The organism is Streptomyces albidochromogenes (genome assembly GCF_005981925.1).
GTDB lineage: Bacteria > Actinomycetota > Actinomycetes > Streptomycetales > Streptomycetaceae > Streptomyces > Streptomyces albidochromogenes.
Genome location: NZ_VBVX01000355.1, coordinates 1 through 6,142 on the forward strand (window position 1 = coordinate 1; position 6,142 = coordinate 6,142).

A 6,142-nucleotide genomic window follows, 5' to 3' on the forward strand; every position below is an offset into this window, starting at 1 on the left:
GGTCCCGGCCGAGGCGCACGGGCTCCCGGCCGTCGCACCCTTCCGGCAACCGCGCACGGATCCCGGCCGCGCCCCACCTGCGCACCCGCATCGCCGCCCCGCTCGGCCCGCACCCCCTCCTCGTCGAGGCGCTGTACGCCCGCCTCACCGAGGCGGGCTGGCGGACCTCCGACTCCGCGCACCGGGGCAGCGGCATCGTCCTGGCCGCCGCCGGCTCCCGCGACCCGCAGTCGGCCGTCGACACCCGCCGCACGGCCGCCCTGCTCGGCGAACGCCTCGGCGGCGTCCCCGTCGTCCCCGCCTACGCGTCCGCCGCCGCGCCCACGGTCCGCGACGCCCTGCGGGCCCTCGCCGCGCGCGGCCGCCACCGGACGGCCGTGGCCTCGTACTTCACCGCGCCCGGCCGCTTCGCCTCGCAGTGCGCCGCCGCCGCGCCCTGGATCGCGTCCGCGCCGCTCGGCGCCCACCCGGCCCTGGCACGGCTCGTCCTGCACCGGTACGACCAGGCGCTCGCCACCCGCTCCCCGGCGCCCCGGCGCCAACTGGCGTCCGCCTGAGTCCCGACTGTCACCGCCTGCGTCTACTGTCGGTGCATGGCAGGCACAGCGCACGAAACCCCCCACACGGACGACCGGCACACCGAGAACCGCCCCGGGCCCCGGCTCGCCGACGCCCAGTACCAGGCCGTCCTCGACCCCGCCCACTACGACGGGGCCGCCACCGAGCGCTGGGCCGCCGAACCCGACAAACGGCCCGGCAGGACCGCCTTCCAGCGCGACCGGGCCCGCGTGCTCCACTCCGCCTCGCTGCGCCGCCTCGCGGGCAAGACCCAGGTGGTCACGCCCGGCTCCAGCAGCCAGGTCTGGGACGCCAGCCCGCGCACCCGCCTCACCCACTCCCTGGAGTGCGCCCAGGTCGGCCGCGAGCTGGGGGCGGCCCTCGGCTGCGACCCGGACCTCGTCGAGGCGGCCTGCCTCTCGCACGACATGGGCCACCCGCCCTTCGGGCACAACGGCGAGCAGGCGCTCAACGACTTCGCCAAGGACTGCGGCGGCTTCGAGGGCAACGCCCAGTCGCTCCGGCTCCTGACCCGCCTGGAGCCCAAGCGGTTCGTACGGTCGGAGGCGAGCGGCGAGATGGTCAGCGTCGGCCTCAACCTCACCCGCGCCGCCCTCGACGCCGCCACGAAGTACCCGTGGCCGCGCGGCGGCCATCCCACCGACCCCGGCTCGGTCAAGTTCGGCGTCTACGACGACGACCGGCCCGTCTTCGACTGGGTCCGCCAGGGCGCGCCCGCCCACCGGCAGTGCTTCGAGGCGCAGGTCATGGACTGGTCCGACGACGTGGCGTACTCCGTGCACGACTTCGAGGACGGCCTGCACGCCGGACACCTCGACCCCAACTGCCTGCTCGCCGAGCCCGAGCGCCAGGAGGTCTTCGCGGTGGCGATCGGCAGGTACGTACCGGCGGAGACCAGTCCCGAGGAGCTGGCGGCGGCCCTCGACCGCCTCCTCGACGAGGAGTGGTGGCCGCACGGCTACGACGGGTCGGCCGCTGCCCAGGCCCGGCTGAAGGACGCGACCAGCCAGCTCATCGGCCGCTTCTGCCTCTCCGCCGAGGGCGCGACCCGCCAGGCGTACGGAACGGGCAGGCTGACCCGGTACGCCGCCGAACTGGTCGTCCCCCGCGAGGTCCGCCACGAGTGCGCCGTCCTCAAGGCCGTCGCCGACCGCTATGTCATGCAGCGTGACGAGCAGGAGCGGCTGCGCGCCGACCAGCGGGTGGTCATCGCCGAGCTCGCCGAGGCGCTCACGGCCCGCGCGCCGGAGGGCCTGGACCCCCAGTTCCGCGCGCTCTTCGCCGAGGCGCCGGACGACCGGGCCCGCAAGCGCGTGATCGTCGACCAGATCGCGTGCTTCACGGACGCCGCCGCCCGCTCCCTGCACGCCCGGCTCACGGCGGCGAGGGGCCCCCGTTCATGAGGGCGTCGCCGAGCGCCGTCCGCCGGTGCAGGACGCGGCTGCCGCGCCGCTCCGAGACGACCAGTCCGGCCTCCCGCAGCACCGTCGCGTGCCGGCTCGCCGTCGACAGCGTCAGCCGCAGCGCTCCGCCGAGCTGGGTCGTGGTCATCGGCCGCCCCAGCGCCTCCAGGACGGCCGCCCTGGTGTGGCCGATGAGCTGCGCCACCGGCAGCCCGGCCGACCGGGGCCCCGCGTCGCCCCCGGAGCCGGGCCCGCGGGCGAGGGCCAGCCACCCGGGGTCCGGCGTCACGGGGTGGACCAGCACGGGCGGCAGCTCCTCGTCGGCGAGCGCGACGGGGTGCCGGATGCAGAAGAACGAGGGGATCATCGTCAACGACCGCCCGCGCAGTTCCAGTTCCTTGTCCACCGGGTAGCCGGTCTCCAGCACCCCGTCGTCCCGCCAGGCGAAGTCCTCATAGGTGGCGAGCAGCCCCTCGGGTCCCCGGGACAGCGCCGCCTCCGCCCGCACCGGACGGTCGGCGTCCACCGCCGACACGATCACGTCCCGGTACGGTTCGACCGCCACCGCGTAGTACCGCCGCAGCGAATCGGCCAGCCGCTCCAGCGTCTCCACGTCCCCCTCCGCGAGCCGCCGGGCGACCGGCGGCACCGGACCGTCGGCGAACAGCCGCCCGAGTTCCGCGCTCATCCGCGTGGCGGGGGTGGAGAGCACCTGGTCGAGGCCGGTCTCCAGGTCCGGGATGCCCCGGCCCGGCGTCAGGAAGTCGGGCAGGTACGCCGCGCACGGGTACAGCCGGTGCAGCGAGGCCACCGTGCGGGTGAGCCCCGCGCGGGCGATCGCCGCGCGGACCTCGCGCCGCCAGGGGTCGAACACCAGCGCCCCCTGCCGGTTCTGGAGCAGGTGGAGGCTGTTCACGATCTCCCAGAGCGGGTCGGGCCGTGCGGCCACCCGAAGCCGGTTCAGATCCCCGGTGGTGAAGTGGATGCGTAGCATGCGCCCCCCACGCCGCGCCGTGTCCCGCGCGCCCTGTCCGCCTGTCCGTCCGTTCGCCCGTTCGTCCGCCCGTACGCCGGTGCGACGTCGGTACGTACCTTCTTGCGAGCGTACGCACCAGCCGCCGGAACGGTGCGTTCCTTTTGCGTTGTGCACGAAAGCCCCGCGCGGTGTCCACATCGGCGTGACGCTTGTCGCGTGGTGGCCGCGGGCTGTCAACGGGGGAGACGTCCGCGGCCACCTCTCGTCCGCCCCGGTGGCGTCCGCCCGGGGCCCGCGGCCGGCACACCCTCACGCACCGCGCTACCGTCCCCGCCGGCCATCTCGGGGCCACCTCCACGACACGCCCACGGCACACCCCCTCTTCCCCCATCACGCTCCGTGCGGGACGCTCGAATACGGCGGCGTAGCGTGTGGGCAGGCACAGAGGAGGCACCAAGTGGTCGACGCAGATCTGACGTTCGTCATCGTCGGTGGGGGACTGGCGGGGGCGAAGGCCGCCGAGACCCTCCGCAGCGAGGGCTTCACCGGACGGGTCATCCTCATCGGGGACGAGCGTGAGCATCCGTACGAACGCCCGCCCCTGTCCAAGGGGTTCCTGACCGGCAAGGAGGAACGCGACAGCGTCTTCGTCCACGAACCGGCCTGGTACGCACAGGCCGACATCGAACTCCACCTCGGGCAGCCCGTCGTGCACGTCGACCGCGCCACGAAGACGGTCCAACTCGGCGACGGCACCGCCGTCCGCTACGACAAGCTGCTGCTCGCCACCGGCGCGGAACCGCGCCGTCTCGACATCCCCGGCACCGGACTCGCCGGTGTCCACCACCTGCGCCGCCTCGCGCACTCCGAGCGGCTGCGCGGTGTCCTGGCCTCGCTCGGCCGCGACAACGGGCACCTGGTCATCGCCGGGGCGGGCTGGATCGGCCTGGAGGTCGCCGCGGCGGCGCGCGGTTACGGCGCCGAGGTCACCGTCGTCGAGCAGGAGCCGACACCGCTCCACCAGGTCATCGGACCCGAACTGGGACAGCTGTTCACCGACGTGCACCGGGAGCACGGCGTCCGCTTCCACTTCGGCGCCCGCCTCACCGAGATCACCGGCCAGGACGGCATGGTCCTCGCCGCACGCACCGACGACGGCGAGGAGCACCCCGCCCACGCCGTGCTCGCCGCCATCGGAGCCGCCCCCCGCACCGCGCTCGCCGAGGCCGCCGGCCTGACCCTCGTCGACCGCGTCCACGGTGGCGGCATCGCCGTGGACGCCGCCCTGCGCACCTCCGACCCCGACATCCACGCGGCCGGCGACGTCGCGGCGGCGCACCACCCGCTCCTCGGCGCCCGGCTGCGCGTCGAGCACTGGGCCAACGCCCTGAACGGCGGTCCGGCGGCCGCCCGCGCCATGCTGGGCCAGGACGTGTCGTACGACCGGGTCCCCTACTTCTTCTCCGACCAGTACGACCTCGGGCTCGAATACTCCGGCTGGGCGCCCCCGGGCACGTACGACCAGGTCATTGCCCGCGGCGACGTGGGCCGCCGCGAGTTCGTCGCCTTCTGGCTGAAGGACCGGCGGGTCCTGGCCGGCATGAACGTCAATGTGTGGGACGTCACCCAGCCGATCCAGGAGCTGATCCGCACCGGCGCCAGGGTCGACCCGAACGCCCTCGCCGACCCGTCCGTGCCCCTGGAGTCCCTGCTGGGCTGACCGCGGCCCGGCCGTGACCCGGCCGGGCGGCGAAGCCGCACCGACAGGACTGTCCGAGCACCGCCGTACACTTCACGCGTGGCAGGCAGGATCAACGATGACGACGTGAAGGCGGTCCGGGACGCGGTCCCGATCGACGCCGTCGTTTCCGAGTACCTCCAGCTCCGCAGCGCCGGCGGTGGCAACCTGAAGGGCCTGTGCCCCTTCCACGACGAGAAGTCCCCGTCCTTCCAGGTCAGCCCGAGCAAGGGTCTCTTCCACTGCTTCGGCTGCCAGGAGGGCGGCGACACGATCGCCTTCGTGATGAAGATCGACCACCTCTCCTTCTCCGAGACGGTCGAGCGCCTCGCCGCTCTGGCGGGCATCACCCTGCGGTACGAGGAAGGCGGCTACAACCCCACGCACCAGCGCGGCGAGCGGGTCCGCCTGGTCGAGGCGCACAAGGCCGCCGCGCAGTTCTACGTCGAGCAGCTCGGCTCCGCCGAGGCCGAGATCGGCCGCGCGTTCCTGGCCGAGCGCGGCTTCGACCAGAGCGCCGCCGAGCACTTCGGCGTCGGCTACAGCCCCGCCGGCTGGGACCACCTCACCCGCTACCTGCGCGGCAAGGGCTTCTCCGACAAGGAGCTGACCCTCTCCGGCCTCTCCCAGGAGGGCCGCCGCGGCCCCATCGACCGCTTCCGCGGCCGGCTGATGTGGCCGATCCGGGACATCACGGGCGAGGTCGTCGGCTTCGGCGCGCGCAAGCTGCGCGACGACGACAACGGCCCGAAGTACCTCAACACCCCCGAGACGGCGATCTACAAGAAGTCCCAGGTCCTGTACGGCATCGACCTGGCCAAGAAGGAGATCGCCAAGACCAGCAGGGCGGTGGTCGTCGAGGGGTACACCGACGTCATGGCCTGCCATCTGGCCGGTGTCACCACCGCGATCGCCACCTGCGGCACGTCCTTCGGCGGCGACCACATCAAGATCCTCCGGCGCCTCCTCATGGACAACGCCTCCGCCGAGGTCGTCTTCACCTTCGACGGCGACGCGGCCGGCCAGAAGGCGGCACTGCGCGCCTTCGAGGACGACCAGAAGTTCGCCGCCGAGACGTCCATCGCGATCACGCCCGGCGGCATGGACCCCTGCGACCTGCGGCTGGCCAAGGGCGACGCGGCGGTGGCTTCCCTGGTCGAGACCCGCACGCCGCTCTTCGAGTTCGCGATCCGCCATGTCGTGTCCCGGCACAACCTGGAGACTCCCGCCGGCCGGGCCGCAGCGCTCGACGAGGCCGCGCCGATCGTCGCGAACATCAAGAACATCGCGATCCAGCACGAGTCGGCGGTCCAGCTCGCGGGCATCCTCGGCATCCTCGACACCCAGTTCGTGGTCAAGCGCGTCGCCCAGCTCGCCCGCTGGGCACGCGACCGGGGCGGCCGGGGCCCCGCCGCGCCGCAGGACCGCCGCCCCACCCCCTCGTAC

Annotated in this window: 5 protein-coding genes; 4 read left to right on the top strand and 1 reads right to left on the bottom strand. The window is 73.9% G+C overall.

The window, feature by feature from the left end:
- Together E2E34_RS29840 and E2E34_RS29845 are read left to right on the top strand one after the other, a co-directional pair.
- On the top strand, positions 1–557 hold a 557-nt coding region (locus tag E2E34_RS29840), incomplete at its 5' end, for a sirohydrochlorin chelatase (protein WP_279637913.1).
- A 36-nt stretch (positions 558–593) separates the two neighbouring features.
- Positions 594–1,982, top strand: a complete 1,389-nt coding sequence (locus E2E34_RS29845; RefSeq protein WP_138904989.1) for a deoxyguanosinetriphosphate triphosphohydrolase — start codon at positions 594–596, stop codon at positions 1,980–1,982.
- Here the strand turns inward: E2E34_RS29845 and E2E34_RS29850 are convergent.
- Positions 1,954–2,976 carry a winged helix-turn-helix domain-containing protein gene (locus E2E34_RS29850; protein WP_138904990.1) on the bottom strand — a complete coding sequence of 341 codons (1,023 nt, stop codon included), beginning with the start codon at positions 2,974–2,976 and terminating at the stop codon, positions 1,954–1,956. The two genes, E2E34_RS29845 and E2E34_RS29850, sit on opposite strands and share 29 nt — an antisense overlap.
- 439 nt (positions 2,977–3,415) lie before the next feature.
- Here E2E34_RS29850 and E2E34_RS29855 point away from each other — a divergent pair, with 439 nt between their 5' ends.
- Positions 3,416–4,678 carry an NAD(P)/FAD-dependent oxidoreductase gene (locus E2E34_RS29855; protein WP_138904991.1) on the top strand — a complete coding sequence of 421 codons (1,263 nt, stop codon included), beginning with the start codon at positions 3,416–3,418 and terminating at the stop codon, positions 4,676–4,678.
- Between the two features lie 78 nt (positions 4,679–4,756).
- Positions 4,757–6,142: DNA primase (gene dnaG / locus E2E34_RS29860; protein WP_138904992.1), on the top strand; the 1,386-nt coding region annotated here is incomplete at its 3' end.